The organism is Nocardia sp. NPDC004654 (assembly GCF_040609595.1).
Lineage (GTDB): Bacteria > Actinomycetota > Actinomycetes > Mycobacteriales > Mycobacteriaceae > Nocardia.
Map to the genome: position 1 here is coordinate 34,348 of NZ_JBEXKI010000012.1, position 21,198 is coordinate 55,545.

General features: G+C 66.3%; 24 protein-coding genes and 1 pseudogene. 7 read left to right on the forward strand and 18 right to left on the reverse strand.

Annotated features, from left to right (window positions below):
* The first annotated feature begins 9 nt into the window (after positions 1-9).
* The 3 genes from ABZV58_RS32365 (at position 10) to ABZV58_RS32375 (ending at position 2,514) form a co-directional block, all read left to right on the forward strand.
* Positions 10-681: a hypothetical protein gene (locus ABZV58_RS32365; RefSeq protein ID WP_355003997.1), complete on the forward strand. Its 672-nt coding sequence runs from the start codon at positions 10-12 to the stop codon at positions 679-681.
* Between the two features lie 266 nt (positions 682-947).
* Positions 948-1,709: a 2-phosphosulfolactate phosphatase gene (locus ABZV58_RS32370; protein WP_355003998.1), complete on the forward strand. Its 762-nt coding sequence runs from the start codon at positions 948-950 to the stop codon at positions 1,707-1,709.
* Positions 1,710-1,896: 187 nt separating this feature from the next.
* Complete coding sequence (locus tag ABZV58_RS32375; RefSeq protein ID WP_355003999.1) at positions 1,897-2,514, forward strand: Uma2 family endonuclease; 618 nt, start codon at positions 1,897-1,899, stop codon at positions 2,512-2,514.
* Positions 2,515-2,731: 217 nt separating this feature from the next.
* Here ABZV58_RS32375 and argH read toward each other — a convergent pair whose 3' ends face one another.
* A complete protein-coding gene (gene argH / locus ABZV58_RS32380) occupies positions 2,732-4,153 on the reverse strand; it encodes an argininosuccinate lyase (protein ID WP_355004000.1) in 1,422 nt (473 codons plus the stop codon).
* 234 nt (positions 4,154-4,387) lie between these two features.
* Positions 4,388-5,590 carry an argininosuccinate synthase gene (locus ABZV58_RS32385; RefSeq protein ID WP_141812801.1) on the reverse strand — a complete coding sequence of 401 codons (1,203 nt, stop codon included), beginning with the start codon at positions 5,588-5,590 and terminating at the stop codon, positions 4,388-4,390.
* Positions 5,591-5,836: 246 nt separating this feature from the next.
* Between ABZV58_RS32385 and ABZV58_RS32390 the strand changes: the two genes are divergently transcribed.
* The 3 genes from ABZV58_RS32390 (at position 5,837) to ABZV58_RS32400 (ending at position 9,362) form a co-directional block, all read left to right on the forward strand.
* Positions 5,837-5,989 (forward strand): hypothetical protein, encoded by a 153-nt coding sequence (locus ABZV58_RS32390; protein ID WP_355004001.1) that lies wholly within the window; start codon positions 5,837-5,839, stop codon positions 5,987-5,989.
* 133 nt (positions 5,990-6,122) lie between these two features.
* Positions 6,123-6,848, forward strand: a complete 726-nt coding sequence (locus ABZV58_RS32395; RefSeq protein ID WP_355004002.1) for a hypothetical protein — start codon at positions 6,123-6,125, stop codon at positions 6,846-6,848.
* Between the two features lie 156 nt (positions 6,849-7,004).
* Positions 7,005-9,362 (forward strand): arylsulfatase, encoded by a 2,358-nt coding sequence (locus ABZV58_RS32400; RefSeq protein WP_355004003.1) that lies wholly within the window; start codon positions 7,005-7,007, stop codon positions 9,360-9,362.
* Positions 9,363-9,509: 147 nt separating this feature from the next.
* On the opposite strand, the gene ABZV58_RS32405 is transcribed toward ABZV58_RS32400, so the two are convergent.
* The 7 genes from ABZV58_RS32405 to ABZV58_RS32435 form a co-directional block, all read right to left on the reverse strand.
* Positions 9,510-9,929: a type II toxin-antitoxin system VapC family toxin gene (locus ABZV58_RS32405; protein WP_355004004.1), complete on the reverse strand. Its 420-nt coding sequence runs from the start codon at positions 9,927-9,929 to the stop codon at positions 9,510-9,512.
* Positions 9,926-10,168 (reverse strand): type II toxin-antitoxin system Phd/YefM family antitoxin, encoded by a 243-nt coding sequence (locus tag ABZV58_RS32410; protein WP_355004005.1) that lies wholly within the window; start codon positions 10,166-10,168, stop codon positions 9,926-9,928. The genes ABZV58_RS32405 and ABZV58_RS32410 overlap by 4 nt, the downstream gene beginning before the upstream one ends.
* A gap of 153 nt (positions 10,169-10,321) precedes the next feature.
* Positions 10,322-11,089, reverse strand: a complete 768-nt coding sequence (locus ABZV58_RS32415; protein WP_355004006.1) for an ESX secretion-associated protein EspG — start codon at positions 11,087-11,089, stop codon at positions 10,322-10,324.
* An 82-nt stretch (positions 11,090-11,171) separates the two neighbouring features.
* Positions 11,172-12,461, reverse strand: a complete 1,290-nt coding sequence (locus ABZV58_RS32420) for a hypothetical protein (RefSeq protein ID WP_355004007.1) — start codon at positions 12,459-12,461, stop codon at positions 11,172-11,174.
* 5 nt (positions 12,462-12,466) lie between these two features.
* Positions 12,467-12,859, reverse strand: a complete 393-nt coding sequence (locus tag ABZV58_RS32425) for a hypothetical protein (protein WP_355004008.1) — start codon at positions 12,857-12,859, stop codon at positions 12,467-12,469.
* An 18-nt stretch (positions 12,860-12,877) separates the two neighbouring features.
* Positions 12,878-13,408: a DUF3558 domain-containing protein gene (locus tag ABZV58_RS32430; RefSeq protein ID WP_355004009.1), complete on the reverse strand. Its 531-nt coding sequence runs from the start codon at positions 13,406-13,408 to the stop codon at positions 12,878-12,880.
* 193 nt (positions 13,409-13,601) lie between these two features.
* Positions 13,602-14,201: a Uma2 family endonuclease gene (locus tag ABZV58_RS32435; RefSeq protein WP_355004010.1), complete on the reverse strand. Its 600-nt coding sequence runs from the start codon at positions 14,199-14,201 to the stop codon at positions 13,602-13,604.
* Positions 14,202-14,633: 432 nt separating this feature from the next.
* Between ABZV58_RS32435 and ABZV58_RS32440 the strand changes: the two genes are divergently transcribed.
* Positions 14,634-15,536 (forward strand): type I restriction-modification enzyme R subunit C-terminal domain-containing protein, encoded by a 903-nt coding sequence (locus ABZV58_RS32440; RefSeq protein ID WP_355004011.1) that lies wholly within the window; start codon positions 14,634-14,636, stop codon positions 15,534-15,536.
* A 47-nt stretch (positions 15,537-15,583) separates the two neighbouring features.
* Here ABZV58_RS32440 and ABZV58_RS32445 read toward each other — a convergent pair whose 3' ends face one another.
* From ABZV58_RS32445 to ABZV58_RS32485, 9 genes and pseudogenes are all read right to left on the reverse strand, one after another.
* Positions 15,584-16,003, reverse strand: coding sequence for a hypothetical protein (locus ABZV58_RS32445; RefSeq protein ID WP_355004012.1), 420 nt, complete (start codon positions 16,001-16,003; stop codon positions 15,584-15,586).
* Positions 16,004-16,128: 125 nt separating this feature from the next.
* Positions 16,129-16,922, reverse strand: a protein-coding gene (locus ABZV58_RS32450) for an IS5 family transposase (RefSeq protein ID WP_355004013.1) whose coding sequence is annotated in 2 segments (ribosomal slippage) — positions 16,129-16,577 and positions 16,577-16,922 — 795 coding nt in all. Because the reading frame shifts where the segments join, the coding sequence is not laid out codon by codon here.
* Positions 16,923-17,020: 98 nt separating this feature from the next.
* Positions 17,021-17,506, reverse strand: coding sequence for a hypothetical protein (locus ABZV58_RS32455; RefSeq protein ID WP_355004014.1), 486 nt, complete (start codon positions 17,504-17,506; stop codon positions 17,021-17,023).
* Positions 17,497-19,143, reverse strand: a complete 1,647-nt coding sequence (locus tag ABZV58_RS32460) for a hypothetical protein (protein ID WP_355004015.1) — start codon at positions 19,141-19,143, stop codon at positions 17,497-17,499. Before ABZV58_RS32460 ends, ABZV58_RS32455 begins: the two co-directional genes overlap by 10 nt.
* A gap of 9 nt (positions 19,144-19,152) precedes the next feature.
* A complete protein-coding gene (locus tag ABZV58_RS32465) occupies positions 19,153-19,455 on the reverse strand; it encodes a WXG100 family type VII secretion target (protein ID WP_355004016.1) in 303 nt (100 codons plus the stop codon).
* Between the two features lie 5 nt (positions 19,456-19,460).
* Positions 19,461-19,757, reverse strand: a complete 297-nt coding sequence (locus ABZV58_RS32470; protein ID WP_355004017.1) for a WXG100 family type VII secretion target — start codon at positions 19,755-19,757, stop codon at positions 19,461-19,463.
* A 254-nt stretch (positions 19,758-20,011) separates the two neighbouring features.
* Positions 20,012-20,280: pseudogene (locus ABZV58_RS32475) on the reverse strand (Txe/YoeB family addiction module toxin).
* A 73-nt stretch (positions 20,281-20,353) separates the two neighbouring features.
* Complete coding sequence (locus tag ABZV58_RS32480) at positions 20,354-20,548, reverse strand: type II toxin-antitoxin system Phd/YefM family antitoxin (protein WP_355004018.1); 195 nt, start codon at positions 20,546-20,548, stop codon at positions 20,354-20,356.
* 130 nt (positions 20,549-20,678) lie between these two features.
* Complete coding sequence (locus tag ABZV58_RS32485) at positions 20,679-21,191, reverse strand: SRPBCC domain-containing protein (protein WP_355004019.1); 513 nt, start codon at positions 21,189-21,191, stop codon at positions 20,679-20,681.
* Between the last annotated feature and the right edge of the window lie 7 nt (positions 21,192-21,198).

The following is a 21,198-nucleotide window of genomic DNA, read 5'->3' on the forward strand; positions in this document are numbered from 1 at the left end:
TGATGACCCGTGGTGGAAGCGTTCCGGATCGGTCTGATCGTGTTCGTGGCCGTGCTGTTGGCGGCGGGTTTCGGGGTGTTGCTGCCGCTGCGCGTGCGCAGGAGGCGGGCTGCTGGTCAGACGTTCAGTGAGTGGGGTACGCCGCACGGCTGGCGGTTCGAGATGGCGCCGCTGGTGCCGTGGACCGCGCGGCTGCCGGGGCGCAATCCGACGGGGCTCGGTGCGACGCTGACCGGGGAGCTCGGGGGCCACCAGGTCACCGTGGCCGACTACTCCTACCAGACCAGCGCCTGGAACGGCCAGATCGTCCACACGACCACCCACCGCTTCGTTGTCGTGGTGGTGCTGCTGGAACGGCCCTATCCGCCGGTGGCGGTCGTCGATGTCGCGGCGCTCTCCGAGCCCGGCAGCGCCCTGTTCAGCGACGTACCTGTCACCACCGGTCATCGCGATTTCGACCACCGTTTCCGCGTGACCGCAGTGGACACGAACTACGCCCGCCTGCTCGTCGGCCCCCAACTGATCGCCGCCCATCTGGAGGGCGTAGTCCCCCGCTGGAGTCTCGCGGGCCACGAGCTCCTCAGCTACCAAACCGGCCGCCTCGGCGACCCCGACGCCATCCCGGACCTCGCCGCACCCGTCCTCCACCTGGCCACCCTGATCGAACGCCGCGCCCACTGACGGCGGCGAGGCAGTCCGCGTCTGACCACCCAGCGGGCCCATTCGTCCGAAGTCGCCGGTTCGAGTCCGGCCATCCACCGTCTGACTCGCAGCGCGGCGACCCGCCCGGGCAAAGCAGGGGCGGCATGCGATCCGCGCGCGGCTTCGAATCCAGCCCTCTCGAGGCAGCGTCGGACAGCGGCGTTCATGGCGGCCGCGTCGGCCCCGGGTCCGTAGACGAGCGCCGCACTGTGTTCAGGGCAGCCCTCTGTTAGAACAGTTTGGTGGTGGGAGAAACATGGTTCGAGCAGCGGTCCTTCGGCGTTCGCTGCGAATGGGGTGTGGCGGGGGCGCTCGCGCTGACGCCGGGCAGCGCGTGTGTGGTGGTCGTCGACGTGCTGTCGTTCACGACGTCGGTCAGCGTCGCGGTCGACGCCGGTACTCGCGTCTTTCCGTTCCCTTGGCGCGACGATCGCGCGACGGACTTCGCCGAAGCCCAGGACGCGGTGCTCGCCGTCGGCCGCCGCGTCGTCACCGAGCAGCGGCCCTGGTCGCTGTCACCCGCGGCGCTGCGCCGCGCCCCGACGGTGCCTCGACTCGTCCTTCCGTCTCCCAACGGTTCGGCCATTTCCGCTGCCGTCACCGGGATTCCAGTGCTTGCCGCATCGCTGCGCAACGCGACCGCCGTCGCCCGATGGATCCGCCGACAGGGTTGGGGCACAGCGGCTCGGCCCGTCGCCGTGATCGCAGCGGGCGAGCAGTGGCCCGGACGCAACGTGTTGCGTCCGAGCATCGAAGATCTGCTGGGCGCCGGAGCGGTCGTCTCCGCGTTGGCGAGCGCGGGCGCGGGACCGTTGTCGCCCGAATCGACCATCGCCAGAACGGCTTTCGAATCGACCGGCGACATCGGCGCCACCTTGGCGGACTGCTCGTCCGGTCGCGAACTCCGCGATGGTGGCTTCGCCGAAGACGTCGCCATCGCCGGTGAGGTCGACGTCAGCGACTCCGTCCCGCTCCGCACCGACGGCGCATTCGCCCGCGCCGACTGACCCGGCTACGGCGCAAAACCTCGAGCTGGCCGACGACGGGCTGGTGACGCGATTGCACGGGGCGTCGTCACACCGACACGACCTTTTCGTGAGGACACACCGGGTGTCGTGCACACCAGGGGAACCAGCAGGCGGCCTACCCCGTCCAACTCCGAGACAGAACAATCCCTGCTCGAGAGGAGTCCCCGTGGCGATCATCGCCGGGCACGAGTCGCGCTCCGACCGTCCCCCACCCCGTTATCCTGGGCACATGAGTATCCAGGACGCCGACGTGAGCCTTGCGGAGTTCGAGGTACTGGAGCGTGCGTCGTCGGAGGAGGTATCGGTCGAACTGATCAACGGAAGGATCTACGTGGTACCCGCTCCCGACGGCGAGCACGACGAGTTCGCCGCGACGATTCGCAACCAGATCCTCAGTTCGACCGGGCTCGAGTTCTTTCACGAGCGTGGCCTGCGTATCCCCGCATACCGCGAGGGCCGCTCGCGAGTCGACGGAGCGGTCGCGCCACGGGGCTATTTCCGGGCCGAGCCATCGTGGGCCGATGCGTCCGGCGTCCTGCTGATCGTCGAGATCACGTCCGGCCGCGACCGCGATGCCGAGGTCGATCGCGTCGAGAAGCGCGACGCCTACGCACAGGCGGCAATTCCGGTGTACCTCCTGGTCGACCGCCATCACGGCGAAGTGACCGTCTTCTGGGCACCCGATCACGGCCAGTACACTCAACAGGCAACCGCCAAATTCGGTGCGCCGCTACACCTTCCGGCACCATTCGACTTCGAACTCGACACGGCCGAATTCCTCTGAACAGCGACGGTGGCGGGCCGCTCACGACGCCCGCCGCTGGCCCCGCTTCCGACACGGGCCGACGCTCGGTTCAGCCATGTGCCGACGGGGGACGAACCGTCCGACTGAAGTAGACGTCAGCGAGGCCGTCCCGCTCCGCACCGTCAGCGCATTCGCCCGCGCCGACTGACCCGGCGGCCGGTCGGACGGCATGCCGATCGGCCGCCGGTCGAAACGCTCAGTGCAACCAGGTGCGAGCGGCGGCTGCTGCGGCGCGGACCTCGTCGAGCTGGAGGGCGACCTGGGTGCCCGCGGTGCCGCCGCGGGCATTGCGGGAGGCGATGGAGCCCTGGACGGTGAGAACCTCGCGGACCTGAGGGGTGAGGGCCGGGTCGATGGCGGCGAATTCCTCGTCGGTGAGTTCGTCGAGGCCGACGCCGCGGTTCTCGGCGGCGCGGACGCACGCACCCGCGGCCTCGTGCGCAACGCGGAACGGGACGCCTTGGCGCACAAGCCATTCGGCGATGTCGGTGGCGAGGGTGAAACCGGCGGGGGCGAGTTCGGCCATCCGGTCGGTGTGGAAGGTGAGGGTGGAGACCAGACCGGCGATGGCGGGCAGCAGCAGCTCGAGCTGGGCGACCGAATCGAACAGCGGTTCCTTGTCCTCTTGCAGGTCACGGTTGTAGGCCAGCGGCTGGGCCTTGAGGGTGGCGAGCAGACCGGTGAGGTTGCCGATCAGACGACCCGCCTTACCCCTGGTGAGCTCGGAGACGTCCGGGTTCTTCTTCTGCGGCATGATCGAGGAACCGGTGGACCAGGCGTCGGCGAGCGTGATGTAGCCGAATTCCGGTGTGCTCCAGATGATCACCTCTTCGGCCATCCGGCTCAGGTCGACGCCGATCATGGCGAGCACGAAGGCCGCCTCGGCGGCGAAATCCCGCGCGGAGGTGGCGTCGATCGAATTGGCCGCGGCCGCATCGAAATTCAGTTCGGCGGCGATCGCCTCGGGATCCAAGCCGAGCGAGGAACCCGCCAGCGCACCGGAGCCGTACGGCGATACCGCTGCCCTGCGGTCGAAATCGCGAAGCCGGTCGATGTCGCGCAGCAGCGGGTGCGCGTGCGCGAGCAGGTGGTGCGCGAGCAGCACGGGCTGGGCGGCTTGCAGATGGGTCTTGCCCGGCATCACCGCGTCGGGGTGGGCGGCGGCTTGGGCGACCAGCGCGTCGACCACGTCGAGCACGCCCGCCGCGATCCGGCGCACGCCGTCGCGCAGCCACATCCGGAACAGGGTCGCCACCTGGTCGTTGCGCGAGCGTCCCGCGCGCAGCCGGCCGCCGAGTTCGGCGCCGACGCGCTCGATCAGCCCGCGCTCGAGCGCGCCGTGCACGTCTTCGTCGGATTCCGCGGGACCGAAGGCGCCGGACGCGACGTCGGCGGCCAGCTGATCCAGACCGGTCAGCATCCCGGCGAGATCGGTCTCCGACAGCAGCCCCGCCTTGTGCAGCACCCGGGCGTGCGCCTTGGACGCGCGGATGTCGTAGGGAGCCAGCGCCCAGTCGAAGTGGGTCGACTTGCTCAGCGCCGCCATCGCCTCCGCGGGTCCGGACGCGAAACGTCCGCCCCAGAGGGCACCGGTGTTCGTGCTGCCGCTCTGCGTCATCGTGTGCTGTCTCCTCGGTGGGGTCGGTCGGGCGGTGCGGATCTCGAACACGTCGGCCCCTACGGTAGCCGGGGCCGACACCGCCGCGATGGGTGCGGGCCGCCGGACCGGGCGGGACGACAGACCCGCTCGCCCGCGGTGTGTGAAACGTCCATCAGGCGCGGCTGCGCGCCCGTGTTCACGACGAACGAGGGCCGACGCGTCGGCGTCGACCCTCGTTGCCGGGATGCTCGCTTACTTCTGGTTCAGGTCGCGGCGCGCGGCGACCTTCGAGGACAGGCCGTGGATCTGCACGAAGCCCTTGGCCAGCGACTGGTCGAAGGTGTCGCCCTCGTCGTAGGTGGCCAGGTTGAAGTCGTAGAGCGACTGCTCGGACCGGCGGCCGTTGACCACCGCGTTGCCGCCGTGCAGAACCATCCGGATCTCGCCGGAGACGTGCTGCTGGGTGTCCTGGACGAAGGCGTCCAGCGCGCGCTTGAGCGGGGAGAACCACAGGCCGTCGTAGGCCAGCTCGCCCCAGCGCTGCTCGACCTGGCGCTTGTAGCGGCCCAGCTCGCGCTCGATGGTCACGTTCTCCAGCGCCTGGTGCGCGGTGATCAGCGCGAGGGCGCCTGGGGCCTCGTAGATCTCGCGGCTCTTGATGCCGACGAGACGGTCCTCGACCATGTCCAGGCGGCCGACGCCCTGGCGGCCCGCGCGGTGGTTCAGCTCGACGATCGCCTGGAGCACACTGACCGGGCGGCCGTCGATGGCGACCGGCACACCCTTGTCGAAGGTGACGATCAGTTCGTCCGGCGCCTCGAAGTTGACGGTCGGGTCGGCGGTGTAGTCGTAGACGTCCTTGGTCGGCGCGTTCCACAGGTCCTCGAGGAAGCCGGTCTCGACGGCGCGGCCCCACACGTTCTGGTCGATGGAGAACGGCGACTTCTTGGTGACGTTGATCGGGAGGCTGTTCTCCTCGGCGAAGGCGATGGCCTTCTCGCGGGTCCACGCGTAGTCGCGGACCGGGGCGATCACGTTCAGGTCGGGCGCGAGCGCGCCGATGCCGACCTCGAAGCGCACCTGGTCGTTGCCCTTGCCGGTGCAGCCGTGCGCGACGGTGGTGGCGCCGTGGAACTTGGCGGCCTCCACCAGGTGCTTGACGATGAGCGGGCGGCTGATCGCGGAGACGAGCGGGTACTGGCCCATGTACAGGGCATTGGCCTGGATGGTGGGCAGGCAGTATTCGTCGGCGAACTCGTCGCGGGCGTCGACCACGATCGCCTCGACGGCGCCGCAGTCCAGCGCGCGCTGGCGCACCACGTTCATGTCCTCGCCGCCCTGGCCCAGGTCGATGGCGACGGCCACGACCTCGGCGCCGGTCTCCTTGCCGATCCAGCTGATCGCGACGGAGGTGTCAAGCCCACCGGAGTAGGCGAGTACGACGCGCTCGGACATGTCTGTGTGCTCCTCGGTTTCGTGCGGGTGTGTCTCGGGGCGCCGCGTCGGCGGCCCCCGGCCGGTCGCGCCGGCGCGCAGGTCAGGCGGCCCGCGCCCTTCTACAAATGATTATGCATGACGATGCAATCCCATTCAGAACCGGGGTGCCCGCGCCCTCACCGCAGGCATTCCCCGCCGTCGGGGACGCATTCCGTGTCACTCTGGAGGACGGTACCCAGCCGACCGGGCCGAAGGACAGACGACATGCTCCAGCTCATCGCGCAGGAATTCTCCACCCTCGGCAACGACGTGCTCGACATCGGTCGTGCCGTCGTCGACCTCGTCCAGGACATCATCGACATCACCACACCGAACCAGGGTCCCGGCACCGGAGGCGGGCAGTATCCCTTCGCCTGACGGGCGGCGGAATTCCGCATCCCACCAGGGGTGACGCGCAGGTGATCGCCTCGCCCGCCGCGGGTGATGCGCGCGGCCCCTCGGCTGAGGCAGTGTCGCGGGAGGCGCAGTCGGCCGAGGAAGGAGCCGAACCATGGCGGCGGCGAACCAGGAAGACAACGCGCACACCGATCCGGCCCCGGCCGCCGATCCGCTTCCGAGCTGGCGCGACGGCCACGTCGAACAGGCCATCCTGGATTTTGTCGGTCGGGTGACCGCCGGGCCCGACGCTGTTCCGGCCGAGGATCGGGTCGCCGTCTTCGACAACGACGGCACGCTGTGGTGCGAGAAGCCGATGCCCATCCAGCTCGACTTCATCCTGCGCCGCTTGGTCGCCATGGCCGAGCAGGACCCGGAGTTGCGCGGTCGCCAGCTGCTCGGCTTCTTGGCGGCCAATGGGTTCGCCAATTACATCGCCTCGGGCGGGGGCCGCGACTTCATGCGACCGATCAGCCGGGAGATCTACGGCATTCCCCGCGAGCGCGTCATCGGCAGCAGCGTCTCGTTGGCTTGGGAGGGCGGAACGATCGTCCGCAAACCCGAGGCGGATGTCTTGGACGACGGCCCGCAAAAGCCGGTGCGGATCTGGAGCCGGATCGGTCGGCGTCCCCTGCTGGCGGCGGGGAACACCAACGGGGACATCCCGATGCTGCAGTTCACCGAGCAGCAGGACCGGCCGTCGCTGCGGATGTTGGTGCGCCACGACGATCGTGACCGCGAGTTCGACTACGTGGCGGGAGCCGAGCGGGCGCTCGAGCTCGCCGACGAGAGCGGTTGGGCAGTAGTCGGTATCAGGGACGACTGGGCGACCGTGTTCTGAAGCGTCGTACCGGGAGGCGCTTCGGTCTGGATCGCGGAATGCGAACAGCAGGATGCGCTGTCTCGGTGACGCGCGCTGATCACCCGTCGCGGGTGAGGCGATCTTCTTCGCGACTACCTAGGTTGGCGGCCGGGGGCTGTACCTGAGGAGAACACCATGGCAATTCCTTTCCGCGGTGTGGTCAACCTCGACATCCGCGACTCGATCCCGGATTGGGGACCGTACGAGCAGCCGAAGGCCCCCGCCGGTGCCCCGAATGTGGTCTACATCGTGCTCGACGACGTGGGTTTCGGCGCCATGGGTTGTTACGGCGGACCGATCGAGACACCGAACATCGACCGGATCGCCGCGAGCGGGCTGCGCTACAGCCAGTGGCACACCACCGCGCTGTGCTCACCGACCCGCTCCTGCCTGCTCACCGGCCGCAACCACACCACCAATGGCATGGCCTGCATCAGCGAATGCGCCGTCGGCTTCCCCGGCGCCAATGGCCATATCCCGCCGGAGTGCGCCACCCTCGCCGAGATCCTGGTCGAGCGGGGCTACAGCACCGCCGCGGTCGGCAAGTGGCATCTGTGCGCCGAGGACGAGATGAACTTGGCGTCCACCAAACGAAACTGGCCGGTCGGCCGCGGCTTCGAGCGCTTCTACGGCTTCCTCGGCGCGGAGACCAACCAGTGGTATCCGGATCTGGTGCACGACAACCATCCCGTCGAGCAGCCCGCCACGCCCGAGCAGGGCTACCACTTCAGTGTCGACATCACCGACCGGGCCATCGAGTACATCGATGACGTCAAGGCGATCGCCCCCGAGCGTCCGGTGTTCCTCTATTACGCGCCGGGCTGCGCGCACGCTCCGCACCACGCGCCGCGCGAATGGATCGAGCGTTACCGCGGCCGGTTCGACGCGGGCTACGAGGTGATGCGTGAGCAGATCCTGGCCAGGCAGCAGGATATGGGGCTGGTCCCGCAGAACACCGAGCTGCCGCCGCTGAACCCGATCGGCACCCCCGAGACCCGCAGCGGCCCGGACGGTCAGCCGTTCCCACCGCTGGACTACACCCGTCCATGGGACAGCCTCTCCGACGATCAGAAGCGTCTGTACTGCCGGATGGCCGAGGTGTACGCGGGCTTCCTCTCCCACTGCGACGACCAGATCGGCCGACTGCTCGCCTACCTGGAGAAGATCGAGCAGTTGGACAACACCATCATCGTCGTGGTCTCCGACAACGGCGCCAGCGGCGAGGGCGGCCCGGACGGCTCGGTCAACGAGAACAAGATCGCCAACAGCGTCCCGGACGACCTGGCCGAGAACCTCAGCAAACTGGACGACCTGGGCAGCACCAAGACCTACAACCACTACCCGAACGGGTGGGCGATGGCCTTCAACACCCCGTTCAAGATGTGGAAGCGGTACTCGTTCAACGGCGGCACGTGCGACCCGTGCCTCATCTCCTGGCCCGCCGGGATTCAGGCGCACGGCGAGACCCGCGACCAGTACCACCACGCGGTCGACCTGGTGCCCACCCTGCTGGACTGCCTCGGCATGGAGCTTCCGGACACGGTGAAGGGCCACGCCCAGACACCGATCCAGGGCGTGAGCATGCGCTACAGCTTCGACGCGGCCACCATCCCGACCGCCAAACACACCCAGTTCTACTCGATGCTCGGCGGCCGAGGCATCTGGCACGACGGCTGGAAAGCGGTCACCACCCACCCGACCCTCAGCGGGTGGAGTCACTTCCCCGATGACACCTGGGAGCTCTACAACGTCGACCGGGACCGCGCCGAGCTGCACGATCTCGCCGCGGAGGAACCCGGCAAGCTCGCCGAACTCATCGGCCTGTGGTTCTACGAGGCGGGCGCCAATCAGGCGTTCCCGCTGGACGATCGGTCCGGCGTCGAGATCCTGACCACCCAGCGCCCCCAGCTCGCACCGCCGCGCAACCGCTACGTCTACCGGCCCGGCGGCGCCGAGGTGCCCGAGTCGGTCGCGGTGAACATCCGCAACCGCTCCTATGCGATCGGCGCGCTGGTCGACCTGCCCGAACCGGGTGCGGCCGGGGTGCTGTTCTCCCACGGCGGCCGGTTCGGCGGACATGCCTTGTACGTCAAGGACAACCGGCTGCACTACGTCTACAACTTCCTCGGCAGCGACGAGCAGCGGATCAGCGCCGACGAAGACCTGCCCACCGGCCAGAACCTGATCCTCGCCGCCTCCTTCGACAAGGAGAGCGAGGATCCGCCCGGCACCGCGCGGGGCACGCTGAGCCTCTACTACGGCGAACGCAAGGTCGGCGAGGGTCGGATCAGAACCCAGCCGGGCAAGTTCAGCATCGCGGGGGAAGGGCTCCACGCGGGTCGTGACAGCGCGGAGGCCGTCACGGACGACTACCCCGGAACCTTCCCGTGGAAGTTCACCGGCGGCACCCTGCACCGGGTGGCCGTCGACGTCAGCGGCGAACCGTACGTCGACCTCGAACGCGAAGCCGTCGCCATGCTGTCCCGCGAGTGACAGCGGGAGACCGGTGCCCGTCCAGATCGTCTAGACACGCCGCCTGCGCGCCGGGCTCGCCCCGCTGGTGTTCGTCGCCGCCGGGGCGGGCCAGGGCCTGGCGGTGCCGGGCATCGACCGCGAACCACAGATCCCGCTAACTCCTACTCACCCATTCCATGGGTCGATTACCGGCACGCCCATCGGGCCGAAGTCCTTGACGTTTCGCGTGACGACCGTCATGCCGTGCTCGCTGGCCGTCGCGGCAATCATGGCGTCGCGTTCGGGGCGAGGGTCCGGCACGTGCAGCTGCGCGGCGCGGCGCGCGGTTGCCAGGTCCAGGTCGAGAATCCGGCCCGCGAATGCGTCGAGCACCTTGTCCTCCAGCCACATTCGCAGCCGCTTTCCCTGGGTCGAGTCACGTCGTTCGACCCGGCCGATGCCGACCTCGATTTCCATCACAGTGATGACGCTCAAATACAGCTCCGATGGCCTTCGCCCCGCGACCCAGGCCCGAACCGACTGATCCGCCACCTGCGACGATTTCCGCAGCTCACTGATGACGTTCGTGTCGAGCAGGAATGTCACAGCGTCGGCGCCTTCAGCTCGATACGCAGCGGAGCCGGATCGAAGTCGATATCGTCGTCCTCCATGCTCAACCGAGTCACCAGGTCCTGACTGTCCGCCCGCAACCTCCGATACTCCTCGATCGAGAGCAGCACGAAGGCATCTTCGCCGCGGTCGGTGATCACGACAGGACCATGGGACGCAGCGCGCTTGGCCGCACTGACGTCGCGGTTGAACTCACGAGCACTCATCGTGGTCATCGACACCATCCCTAGGTAGGTACATACCTACATTAGGGGATATCCCTTCGATACACCAGATCGTCATCCGCGGGACAGCGCTACCCGATCGAGCGGAGCGGAAGCGGCACCTCGGTAGCGCTGTGCCAGATCCGAACGCAGCGCGCCGGGAGATCAGCGGGGCGGGTGGCTACCCGAGCGAACTTCTTCGACGGTGCGGCCGATCATCTCGTGCACCGTCGCCGTCATGCGTTCGCGAGTGGTGGGTTTGGCGATGACCATGCGTGTGCCGAAAGTGACGTAGCGGCCGTCACCGTCGAAGTCCGTGATCTGGAAGTCCTTGCGGCCCTTGATGTGCCGGTTGTCGGCGCTGCCCCACGGGTAGACGCCGACGTGGACGGTCGCGCGGACGGGGCGAGCGAAGAACTTCTCGAACTCCTGGCGCGGTGTCGGCCGCCACGCGTCGCGCACCGCGGGAGGCGGGCCCTCCAGTTCTTCGACCGGGATCGTCATCGGTTCACGCTGTCCCGCAGGGTATTCCGGCAGCACGTCGACGACCGCGCGAGCCACTCGGGCGGCGGGCAGGAACGTCAGCGTCACGTCGCCGTACCCCTCGCCGCTGTGTTCCTGCACGGCCAGCGCGCCGTGCTCGTCGTGCACGCCGGCGTGGGCGCGCAACTCACGGTCCCGCCGGACGCCGAGGTACCCCGCCAGCTCGATGCGCGCCTCGGGCGCGAACAGCACGTGCACCGCCCGCACCAGGTCGTCGTCGAGCTGCGGCCGCACCGCCAGCGCGGCCGCCTGCCGCAACCGCAGGCTGTCCGAGCGGTACTGGGTGGTGAACTGGTGGCGCAACGGATAGGGCAGCACGTCGCGGCCCGTGGATTCCCACAGCGTCCGGAATTCGAGCGCGGTGAACCGCCACTGTCGCACGGTATTCATGATCTCGCCCCATTCGGCCGCGTCGTCCGTGACTGTGCGGCCTGTCGAAAAACGCTCGTGCACAGGCGAACAGCGCTTCGTCTCACTCCCCGATCACCGGGGGCACCACCTTGGGCAGGTCCTTCAGCCCGGTCAGTTCCTCACCGTGTTCCCTGCTGATCAGGTAGTCGGGTATGCCCTTGCTCGACTCCTCCTCGGAGCGCCCGCCGCGCGCGCCGGGCGCTCCGAGACCGCCCAAACCACTCATCGCCGCGCGAGTCGCCGGACTCGCCGCCGACGCCGGAGCGCCGGTGGTGGCCGTGAGCGGCACCCCGCGGATGGAGCCGCCGGGCGAGGGCACCCCGGGCGTGCCACCCGGACCTGGCGAACCCGGGGTTCCCGGGCCCGGCCCGGGGCGATCGGGCAAGCCGGTCGGGTTCGTCGTGGGCGTGGACGCCGGAGTGGTCGACGCCGGATTCGTGGACGCCGGATCGGTTGCGGTCGGATCGGTTCCGCTCGGGTTTGTTTGATCCGAGTTGTCCGGGTCGTCGGTGGGGGTGTCCGGGTCGGGTTCCGGTTGGGTGCCGCCGCCCGGGCCGGGGCCGCCGGGGCCTGGTCCAGGGCTGCCCGGGCCGGGACCGGGACCGGTTGGCGGCGGATTATCACCGGGTTGCACCGGGTTGTACGGCTGCGGAAGGACCGGCACATTCGTGTCCGATTCCCGGATGACCGGAGCGAACACCGTCGTCAGCACCCGCAGCGCCTCGGCCTTCGCGGTGTCCTGCGCTTCGGAGTTGCTGCGCCAGCCGCGACCCGCGATCCACGAACGCGCGTTGTCGGTGAAGGACCGGTCGTCGGGCGGATATGGGACCAGCAGCTTCGTCGGTTCCAATCCCGTTTTGAGTTCGGCGAGTTTGTTGCTGGTGAGTGCCGCCGCGTTCGGCAGTTGCGCACCGTGGGTGGCGTAGTCGCGGACACCCGCGACGGCGGCGTCGCTCGACGCGCCGCGCCACACCCCCTCCTCGGTCAAACGGGTGATAGCGCCGGTGAACGTCTCGAGCGATTCGCGCGCACGCTCCCCGACCTCCTGCCAAGCGGCGATCAGGTTGCCGACCGCCGTCAGATCGATCGCGTCGGCCTTCCTGCGCAGAGTGGCGACATCGTCGTCCTCGAATTCGTCCTCTTCCAGCACTTCCCGCGGATGGAAAGCGCCATCGAAACCGACATCGTCGGCTTTGCCCCGGACATCATCACGCTGCCGGTTGAATTGCCCCTGAATATCTCCCGGCCTGATGCCCGGTTTCCGCTCTTCCCCGGCGATCCAATCGGTCAGGCCTTCCAGCATGGCGGAGCCCATATCGCCTGCGCTCCAACTGAACATGCCGACGTTCATGCCCGTCACTGTGGTTCCCCTACGGAATCGATGATCGCGGTGATCGTCGCCGAATTCGTGTAGTCCTGGTTTTTGAGACGCGCGATGGAGATTGCCATGATGTCGCGCATATCTTTCACGACTTCGATGTCTTTGGTGATGATCGAGTCGATCGAGTTGTCGGTGCCGGTCGCCTGCTTGAGGAACTTGTCAGCCAGTACGTCAGCCATATCGAAATCGCCAAAACCAGATACGTTCTCACACCGAGTGGCAATAATCCGGAGCCGATCGAGGTCGTCGAGACGTTGTTTGCAGGCGGCTATCACTTGGCGTGCCGCCGCCTCGTCGTCGAGGTACAGCTCCCCGGCCCGAGCCTGCTGGGCGAACGACCGCCACAGCGCTACATTCTGCTCACTCATCCCTGCCCCCTCCCCGGATCAGGCCGGAAGAACCGGAACGATTGATTCACCGACTCTATACAGCACCGTGCACGGATCTTCCGGGTCATCGAGCGAAGCCCTGTTACCGATCTGCAACTGCAGGACTCCCCCCTGCGACGCAGGGAACAGGACGCTGCAGTCCAGATTTTTTGAAGCCCCTTCGACCTTGAACTGCCGCCCCTGGCGTCCCGCGACTGTTACGTCCCGGAAATCGACATTGCCCGGCTTCTGCTCGAACTCCGCCACGGTGCGCCGCGTCGAATACACCGTGATCGCATACTTTTTCCCTATCCACCCGCAGATCTCCCACCCATGCTGATGCACCCCCGCGACCCCGCTCTCCTCCGTCGCCGGATCGACCCCAGCCGACCTCAACACATCATCGGGAATCCCAGTGCACGGGTTGAACAACGGCGCCTCCGCCGCGCTGATACTGGTCGACGGCGACCCTTCGGTCATCCCATCACAAGCAGCTACAACAGAGACGATCGCCGCCGCGACAACGACTCCCGCAATCCTGCGCGCCATGCCCTCCCCTTCGACCGCCGACTTCGACACCCGACTCTAGCAGCCGACCAGCCCCACCCCTGACGGCCCGAACCTCCCCCTCCGTGGCCGCCGCGGCAAGACAGGGGCCGAACCACTACCGGATGGACCAGACTCGCACGGCACGGCTCGAGGTCAGCGCGATGGCACACAAGGGGAATCAAGCAACTGGTCGCTACGGCTGTTCCAGTACATCGAAGGGAATGGTCGCCTCGACCGGGTCGTCGAGGAGCAATACACGTCGGTGGACCGTGTGGGCAGCGTAGCGCCGACCGGACCAATCGAGACGGTACTCCTCAACCTCTTCGATGCGTTCTTCCTTCTGGTCCAGCCGGACGATCAGATACCGAGGAATGCCTGCGGTCGCGTATTGAATTCGCTTGTCGTTGATATCGGCGTCGATGGTCGATTCGGAGGTGACCTCGACCACCAGGAGGATGTGATCACGCACCGTGTTGACGTCGTAGGGTTCGCAGTCCCGAATCCAGATGTCGGGGTAGCGGACGTTCAGCCGCCGATCAGCTGTTGCGGAATCCGCATCGGCGAATCGCGCGGCAACGTCGGAGTCCACCACCATGCACGGCCCGCCGTCGCGCCGGGCTGCCTCCAGCATCCCCGCCAGCCGTCGAACCACGCGGCTGTGCACCGGGCTCTGAGCCATGAGTCGCACCACGCGCCCATCGACGATCTCGATGTCGCCGAGTTCGGCAGTCGCCCCTTCGGCGAACTCCTCGGCCGTCACACGCAGTACCTGTTGCTCATCGGGCGCGCTCATACCGGACATCATTGCAGTTCGCATTGGAACCGACTACGGACCCGCCCTCCGTGGTCGCCCCGCCTGTGCTGATTGGCGTCCGGCCTCCCCAGGGCTGCGCTATTCGATCTCGCCTCGTCATTCGCGTCGCGCGTACCCCAAGTTCCGGTGAGCAATCGTCATCGGTTGTCGTGCTCGTGAATCTGGCATCCTTAGGTCGCCGACTCGTCCACTCACCCGAAACCTGCCCCCGCCCTTCGATACCTCATCGCCATGATCACAGGGGCGGCCCGCTGGACGTGCGGTGGCAGCTCGCCGAACGTCTCCGGGTGGAAGTGGCGAGCATAAACACGCGGAACGTGGAAGCGCAAAGAACTGCGGCACGTCGATAAGTTCACCGATCCGAACAGCTGGGACATCGCCACCCCCGAGGTCCGCGTCGAGGTCGGCAAGTTGGCCGGCCTGCACACCCAGTTCGCCGACGACGACTCCAGCCCGGCGGCGAAGCGATTCGATCTGCTCGCGCTGCGCGTGCAACTGGCGCACCTGACCGCCGACACCACCTACGACGGACTGCGCGAGAAAGTCCAGGAGGTCGCGAGCGCGCTGCTGGACCCAAGCCTGAACAACATCACCGCCATCAGGCAGCGCCACGCGTTCATAGAAGACGTGGCCGGCGACGCATGGTGGGAGGACGTCACCGTCCCCATGCTTGAGACTCTGCGACGACGGCTGCGGGGGCTCGTCAAAGCGATTCCGTCGAAGGGCACCCAGAACCCGCTCTACACCGACTTCCGCGACGAACTCGGCGAAGTCATCGACGTGGAGATGACCGTGCTACCCGGCGCGGGCAAAGGCATGGCGCGCTTCGAGTCGAAGGTCCGCACCTACCTGCGCAGCCACGAAGACGTGCTCGCAGTGCAGAAGCTGTTGCGCAACAAGCAGATCACCTCGACAGACCTCGGCGAACTCGAACAGATCTTCCTCGACAACGGTTTCGGCACCCTCGAGGACATCGAGCACGCCGCCACCACCCACGGCGGCCTCGGCCTGTTCCTGCGTTCGCTCATCGGCCTCGACGCCGCCGCGGCCACCGCCGCCTTCGACGAGTTCCACACCGGCCGCACCCTCACCGCGAACCAGCTCCACTTCCTGACACTGCTGATCGACTACATCACCAAGAACGGGGTGATCGACGTGGGCGCGCTGTATGAGCCGCCGTTCAAGTCGGTGGCGCCGACCGGACCGGAAGACATCTTCTCCGAGGACGACGTGGACCGAATAGTCGCGATTGTCAAGAACATTCGCACTACGGCGCTACCCGATCGAGCCGACCAGGCCGCGGCGAACGCGTAGCGCGGCAGCGTTCGTCCGAATTCCCACCGGCACCGCGCTGCTGGGGTCTAGCCCTCGCCGCATGCGAATTGCGCAACCAGCACTTGCTTTTCGCCGCGGGACACCTCGTCGCGTTGGGCGTCCGACAGCCCGTCGGCGGTGCGTAGGGCGAGCCCTCCGACTACACGATCGACGCTGATGTAACAGCCGTCTGCGTAGTTGCCGTGGACAAGCCAGGCGCCGCCATCCGGGCGAAGGGCGCCGCCCATGTCTTTCAGCGTCGTGCCCGGGGAGACGATTCGGTCCTGTGGCCGGTCTACCACGGGACCGATAAAGACCTTCCAAACGGCCAAACGGTCGATATGCGCCTCGGTGGTGGAGACGTTCTCGTATCCGGCGACTTCGGTCGCGGATGCATGCCGCATCGCCGGGGGCGGGTTCAGCTTTGCACTGATCTGGGCCCAGATGACCATGCCGATGAAAACCACTGGCAGGAGTATGACGACGGCAAGGGCGCTGTATGCGGTGAACCGCCCAAGCTTACGCCTCCATCTCGTTATCGGCATGTGGAGGCTCCGTCTATCAATTCGGAAGCCTTTGCGTAGAGCACCTATCAGGTTCGGTTGCGGAGTCTTCGCCAGCAGATGAGGGCGGCGGCGAGGTCGAGGAGTCCTTGGTGGATGTCGGTGCGTCGTTCCCAGCGGGTGGCGAGGCGGCGGTACTGGTGCAGCAGGGCCAGGGATTGTTCGACGATCCATCGCCCTGTCACCTTGTCGTGGGTGCCGCGGCGGGGGATGTAGCCGGTGATACGCCGTTGCCGCAGTTCGTCATACACGCGCGGATAGTCGTAGCCCTTGTCCGCGATCAGTGCCTTGATCCGGTGGCGAGGCCGCCCCGTTCTGCCGCGCAGCGGCCGGACCCGGTCGAGCAACTCCGGCAGCATCAGGTGGTCGTTGACGTTGGCGCCCGACAGCGCGACCGCGAGAGGTAGACCGTTTCCGCAGGTCAGGATGTGGTGTTTCGATCCTGTCTTGCGGCGGTCGACTGGGCTCGGGCCGGTCGCGGCGCCCCTTTTTTCGCCCGCACGTGCGAGGCGTCGGCGATGACCCGGTCGAAATCGATCAACCCGGCGCTGTTGGCGTGGGCGAGCATCGCCTGGTGTATCGCCTCGAACACCCCGGCCGCTTGCCAGTCCCGCACCCGCCGCCAGCAGGTCATGCCGGACCCGAAGCCCAGCTCCTGGGGCAGGTCTTCCCACCCGATCCCGGTGAACAGCACGAACAAGATCCCCTGCAACACCAGCCGGTCGTCCATCCGCGCCGGCCCCGGCGTACCCGGCGCCCGGACCGGCAGTAGCGGTTCGATCACTGCCCACAACTCGTCATCCACGACCCACGGTGCCGCCACGACGAAACATACTGCACTGCAACAGGAATCAACGCCACCCGGCCGAACCTGTTAGGAGCTCGTACGTGCCTCGTTCATCGCGAGCTATTCACACGGACCTAACCCTCCCCGCACGCGAATTTCGCAACCAGCACCAGCTTTTCGCCGCGGGATACTTCGTCGCGTTGGGTGTCCGACAGTCCGTCGGCTGTGCGTAGGGTGACTCCGCCGGCCACGCGATCGACGCTGATGTGACAACCATCTGCGTATTTACCGTAAACAAGCCAGTGGACGCCCGGCGGACCAGGCCTGTCCATGTCGTCGAGTCTCGTACCAGGGGAGACTATGCGGTCCTGTGGCCGGTCGATCACGGGACCGATGAAGACCTTCGAAACAACTAAGCCGCCGCTGAGATCCTTCTTCTCGGTGGAAACGGTCTCATATCCGGTCACTTCGGTCGCGGTGGCATGCCGCATCGCCGGAGGTGGGTCCAGCTTCGCACGGATCACTAGGCCGATGAAAACCAGCGGAACGATTATGACGACCGCGAGAGCGCCGTAGGCGGTTAACCGCCCGATCTTACGCCTCCATTGTGTTATCGACATGTGTAGGCTCCGTCTATCAATTCAGAAGCTTTCGCGTACGACCGCTCGTTCATCGCAAGATAGTTTTTGACCTGCGGGCCGAGATCTGCTTGTTGCAGATAATCTTCCATTGCGAGTTCCGAGTTGTATCCGGCGGCCATGAACTCGTTGGTGCTATATTTCTCTTTCATCTCGTCCGGAACCCTCGGGCCGTATTGTTCCTGGATGCGCTTCAGGCTATATGCGGCCGCCATGATCGCCACCGAGTCATCGTACTGCACCCGCGCCCACGGGATCGAACCGAATTCCTTGGGGTACGCCTTCTGTAATTCTTCGTAGGTATTTTCTTTGATGTTGGTCAGCCCCAGCGACATTCCCATATCCACCGGACTGGTTACCTCACGGATCGGGTTGAGGATTTCCCTCGCCGCGTCCCAAAATCCGCTGCCCGCTTGTTCAAGCGGCGTATCCGCACGGTTTCCGCCCTCGTTGTACACGATGGCCAGCACCAGCTTGGGATCGACACCCGCGGCGTTGCCGTACTTCACGGCGTCGTCGATCCAGCCTTTCACGATGTCGTTGGACCCTCCGTAGTCGCGATGGCCTTCCGGGTTGAGCTCGCATTTGGGGGCTGAGGACTTCCAGGTGGCGCGGTTGGTGAGCTCGTCGATGGGCGAGGTCATGATCTCTTCCAGCTTCGCCTTCAGTTGCGGAAGAGCGTCGGCACCGGCGATTTCAGGCTTTGCGAGCAAAGCGTACAGCGGGTGACCGGAGATGGCGGACGCGAGCGTCGCGGCGCCGGACGTCAGAGTCGCGTCGTCGGGTTCCTCGGTGAAAGCGATGGTGACGGCGGTATTCGAGCTGGACGACGACGTTCCACTCTCGGGAAAGGCAGAACCGGCGTTCGATACCAGGGCCGATCGCAGACTGACGAGCTCAGTGGCATGCGCCTCGGCGGCCGAGGCGAACCCCTTGGCCACCTCGGCGATGACCGTAGGAGCACCGGCCAGAATGCCCAACATATCGGTGACGTCGCTCTTCTCGGGCGACGCCACCGTGTCGAAGGAAGCGATTACCGCTTGGATGCGCGCCGGTCCGCCCATCCAAGCGTCCTGTTCGCTGAAAGCACGCCAACCAGCGCTCGCCACCGCGAGGGCATCGGTGTCGCCGGTCGGCACCGGCGCGTTGTTCTGCCGGAGCACGGTGGTGACCTTGTCGCGCAGTGTGTTCGGGTTCGTCAGCAAACCGCGATCGGGGGTGGTGTATGGGGCGGGCATCGGATCGGGGATGTCGATGCTCTTGTCGTCCCATGATGGCCCGATCCGCGGGGGCGGCATGGCGGGTTCGACGCCCTTGTTGGTTACCGGGTTCGCGTCGTAGTTCGCTTTGGCCCAGGTGTATCCGGCGAGGTTGAGCATGTCGCCCATGGTGAGAAGCGCGTTGCCGTAGGCGACGAGCACCCCTTCGAGATCGGCGGCGACGTAGGAGTACCTGGTTACCCACGGCGCGACAGCCGGATAGTTTCCCGCCATCCCTTGGCTCGCGGCGAGGCCAGGATTCAGGCTCCCACTGACGGATTCGATGACCGACGTGTACTCGCGGAAAACGGCTTTCGCTGCGGCGTAATACGCTTCGGGGTCAACTGTGATCGGCGACAATCCGGCTCCTTATTTACTGCGGAAGAGTCGGGTATTCACGTTGCCCGCGTCGGTATACGAACTGTGCGCGGCTTTGGCTGCCGCACTCATATCGCGAATACCTTCCACGAATTCACGAGCACCTGCCGACCATTGCTGCTGCAAGGTGTCGTACGCCTGGGCGGCAACACCTTCCCAGCCCGTGCCGGCCAACGTTGCCGCAGCCTTGTCATCGATCTGATCGACATGATCGGCGATGAAACCGGCGAGAGCCGTCAGTCTCGCAATGATGTGTTCGACCTGATCGAGGTCGACGGAAAACGAATCGCTCATAGCAGCTAGGGAAGGTCGAGCCGGTTGAACTCTCCGGCGGTGGATTGGTCGCCCCGCACATAGGTCTCGGCGGTGACGCCGAGCTTTTCGGCCATGGTGGTCAAGGCCGCGAAGATCCGCTGCCCACCCGACTGGACCTCGCCCCAGCCCTCGCTGAAGCCGTCCGCTGCCGCACCGACCCAACCGCTCGAGGTGAGCGTGGAAACATCGCGTCCGGCCGAGTCGAGGGCCGTCCGGAGCGCGTCGGCGATGCTGTACACGTAGTTGCCCAGCTTCGCGACTTCATCCGGCACGACTGACAACGACTCACCTGAGGGCCCTGTCACCGCGGCTCCACCCCGAACAGCCGCCCCGAAGCCGACCCCAGACATGGAATGTCGATGGAACCCATCAACCACATCGACTGTCTATCCCCCCAATTCGCCATGCGCCCAAGCATCTCGAGATCTGCGCCCTCGACTCTACCAGGAGTTGCCATCGGAAGATCTGCTTGTGAGCTGGGCCCCGATACGGGACCCTGCGATCGCACAGCCATCCGATGTCAACCGAGGGCGATTCACTCGTCGTAGTGATAACGGCAGGAGATGATGACAACGACATCGTCATCAGCTCGGCACACCAGGCGGTGCTCCTTGGTAACCCGACGAGACCACCACCCGGACAGGTTCTGTCGCAACGGCTCCGGCTTGCCTATTCCTTCGGCATTGCCGTTGCGGCGAATGTCCTCGCTCAACCGGTTCACTTTTTCAGAGTGGCTCGGTCCTCGGACTGCCAGTGGAGGTAATCCTCCCACCCGTTGGCGTCGAACAGAACCTTGCGGCTCATGCCTCGACACTTCCGTCATCGGTCAGGGGGCGCGGTTCGACCAGGCCGCGCTCCACGTTGTCAATGGACTCCATCAGACGACGAGCATTCGCCCGACTACCAGCAAGTAGGCCGTCTCTTTCAGGGCCTCGTATTCGCGCGGACTGATGACGACAGCAGGCTCTCTGTCACCACTGCGGGTGATGACGACCTCGTCGTTGTCCTCGGTGGCCGCATCGAGCACTGCCGCGAAGTTGGCCCGCGCCTCGGTGGCGTGCATAGCGCGCATGATGACCTCCACTCTGCGGCTCTGCCTGCGAGCAGACCCACCACGTACGCAATTCGGTACAGACTTCGCCGTCTTCCATAGTTCGAACGGGTGCACTACTACTACGACGATGATCACGCCGCGGGGCCGATCAGCCGAGCCTGTCCAGGTCGACGAGGTCGGCGTTGCCGTGCTTGCGCAACTCCGACTCGGCGGTGCTGGTGCGCCGAAACGGATCCCCCTCCCCGGTGGTGAGCAGCCCACGCAAGCTGCCGGTGACATAAGCACCCCAGGCGTTGGAACAGACCTCGTAGCATTCGCCCGTCGGCACCAAACCCACATGGGTGAAACGCAGTTCGGTGCCCTCGGGGGTTTCGGTGATGTCGAAGACGACGTCGGTGTTCTCCCACTCGGTGGTGTCGGCGACGAACGCGAGCCACGAGTCGGTGACATGCCAGACCAAGCGGCGGCCAGGCACGGATTCGGTGGTCGTCATTGTGCAGCGATGGATGCCGGGTACCTCGAAAAGGTAGCTGTCGCCGACGGTTCCGGTACTGCCCTCGATGGTCTCCGACCACCAGGCCCACACATCGTTGATGGCGGCGAACACCTCCGCGGGCGTCTTGTCGACAGTGATGGTGACGGTGAAATCGTTGTCGCTCATTGTCTTT

Excerpts from the sequence above, each read along its gene's own strand:
- argH (WP_355004000.1), bottom strand. The coding sequence starts at position 4,153 with ATGACGCAGAGCGGCAGCACGAACACCGGTGCCCTCTGGGGCGGACGT.
- ABZV58_RS32385 (WP_141812801.1), bottom strand. The coding sequence starts at position 5,590 with ATGTCCGAGCGCGTCGTACTCGCCTACTCCGGTGGGCTTGACACCTCC.
- ABZV58_RS32390 (WP_355004001.1), top strand. The coding sequence starts at position 5,837 with ATGCTCCAGCTCATCGCGCAGGAATTCTCCACCCTCGGCAACGACGTG.
- ABZV58_RS32395 (WP_355004002.1), top strand. The coding sequence starts at position 6,123 with ATGGCGGCGGCGAACCAGGAAGACAACGCGCACACCGATCCGGCCCCG.
- ABZV58_RS32400 (WP_355004003.1), top strand. The coding sequence starts at position 7,005 with ATGGCAATTCCTTTCCGCGGTGTGGTCAACCTCGACATCCGCGACTCG.
- ABZV58_RS32410 (WP_355004005.1), bottom strand. The coding sequence starts at position 10,168 with ATGACCACGATGAGTGCTCGTGAGTTCAACCGCGACGTCAGTGCGGCC.
- ABZV58_RS32415 (WP_355004006.1), bottom strand. The coding sequence starts at position 11,089 with ATGAATACCGTGCGACAGTGGCGGTTCACCGCGCTCGAATTCCGGACG.
- ABZV58_RS32420 (WP_355004007.1), bottom strand. The coding sequence starts at position 12,461 with ATGAACGTCGGCATGTTCAGTTGGAGCGCAGGCGATATGGGCTCCGCC.
- ABZV58_RS32425 (WP_355004008.1), bottom strand. The coding sequence starts at position 12,859 with ATGAGTGAGCAGAATGTAGCGCTGTGGCGGTCGTTCGCCCAGCAGGCT.
- ABZV58_RS32430 (WP_355004009.1), bottom strand. The coding sequence starts at position 13,408 with ATGGCGCGCAGGATTGCGGGAGTCGTTGTCGCGGCGGCGATCGTCTCT.
- ABZV58_RS32435 (WP_355004010.1), bottom strand. The coding sequence starts at position 14,201 with ATGAGCGCGCCCGATGAGCAACAGGTACTGCGTGTGACGGCCGAGGAG.
- ABZV58_RS32455 (WP_355004014.1), bottom strand. The coding sequence starts at position 17,506 with ATGTCGATAACACAATGGAGGCGTAAGATCGGGCGGTTAACCGCCTAC.
- ABZV58_RS32465 (WP_355004016.1), bottom strand. The coding sequence starts at position 19,455 with ATGAGCGATTCGTTTTCCGTCGACCTCGATCAGGTCGAACACATCATT.
- ABZV58_RS32480 (WP_355004018.1), bottom strand. The coding sequence starts at position 20,548 with ATGCGCGCTATGCACGCCACCGAGGCGCGGGCCAACTTCGCGGCAGTG.
- ABZV58_RS32485 (WP_355004019.1), bottom strand. The coding sequence starts at position 21,191 with ATGAGCGACAACGATTTCACCGTCACCATCACTGTCGACAAGACGCCC.